Source organism: Burkholderia sp. Bp9099, assembly GCF_003857805.1.
Lineage (GTDB): Bacteria > Pseudomonadota > Gammaproteobacteria > Burkholderiales > Burkholderiaceae > Burkholderia.
The window spans coordinates 1-1,273 of sequence record NZ_QTPU01000088.1; the positions used below are offsets into that span (position 1 = coordinate 1).

Annotated in this window: 2 pseudogenes; one reads left to right on the top strand and one right to left on the bottom strand. The window is 60.0% G+C overall.

Features of this window, described 5'->3' with window-relative positions:
• Positions 1-69 precede the first annotated feature (69 nt).
• Positions 70-1,067, top strand: a pseudogene (locus DIE17_RS36990) (IS3 family transposase); the annotation flags it as partial.
• Positions 1,068-1,094: 27 nt separating this feature from the next.
• On the opposite strand, the pseudogene DIE17_RS38500 reads toward DIE17_RS36990, so the two are convergent.
• Positions 1,095-1,202, bottom strand: a pseudogene (locus DIE17_RS38500) (transposase); the annotation flags it as partial.
• Between the last annotated feature and the right edge of the window lie 71 nt (positions 1,203-1,273).

The window sequence follows — 1,273 nt, forward strand, 5'->3', positions numbered from 1 at the left end:
CATGACGATACTCCTATGAACGGTAACGTCAGCAGTTACGATACGCCTGCCGGAGCAGTCCATACCATTAACTGGCGGCAACATTTCGGCGGCCTGGAAGCCGCCGATGTGAAGAGGTTGAAGCAGCTTGAGCAGGAAAATGCCCGGCTGAAAAAGATGCTGGCCGAGCGCGATCTCGAGCTGGACGTGATGAAAGAGATCAACGCAAAAAAGTGGTGAGCGCGCCCGCTCGACGCCAGCAGGTCACCTACGCGAAAGCACGGGGCCTGTCAGAGCGGCGTGCGTGCGCGCTAATGTCGGTCGCCCGATCGGCGCTGCATTACGAATCGACGCTGGCCGTGCGGGACGCGCCGGTGCTGGCAGCGATGAGCATTCTGTCGGCACAATATCCGCGTTATGGTTACCGCCGCATTCAGATCTTTCTGGAGCGGCAGGGTCACTCGATGAGCGTTGATCGGGCCTGGCGGCTGTGGCGTCTTGCCGGGTTGCAGGTGCCGCGCAAGCGACCCCGCCGACGCGTATCTGTCCATCGCCCTCGGCCGCAGCCAGCGACGGCGGCACGGCATGTCTGGGCGTACGACTTCGTATTCGACGCGTGCGCCAACGGCCAGCAGTTGAAGTGTCTGACGGTGATCGATGAGTACACGCGTGAATGCCTGGCCATCGACGTGGCCGGATCAATACGCTCGGGGCGAGTCATCGAGGTTCTGTCACAACTGATTAGCCTGCACGGCGCACCGCGCTATCTGCGCTCGGACAACGGGCCGGAATTCGTGTCGCGCGCCATCCTGAAGTGGGCGGCGCAGAATGGCATGGACATGGCGCTCAGCGATCCCGGCAAGCCTTGGCAGAACGGCGCGGATGAGAGCTTCAACGGCAAGTTCCGCGACGAATGCCTGAGCCTTGAATGGTTCCGCACCCGCACGGAAGCGAAAGTTGTGATCGACCAATGGCGGCGTCACTACAATGCTGTTCGGCCACATTCGAGTCTGGCCTACCTGACGCCCAACGAGTTCAAGCAGCGATATTGTTCAACTGAAGCAATCGAGGCCGTTCTCCAAGATTGAAATGGTCCGAAGAAGTCAGGCAGGTCACAGCGCCTGGTCTGCCACCAACCGCTTGAGCCGCTGGTTTTCCTCTTCCAGTTGCCGCAATCGTCGTGCTTCCGATACATCCATGCCGCCGTAGCGGCTACGCCAGTTAATGGTATGGACTGCTCCGGCAGGCGTATCGTAACTGCTGACGTTACCGTTCATAGGAGTATCGTCATGGA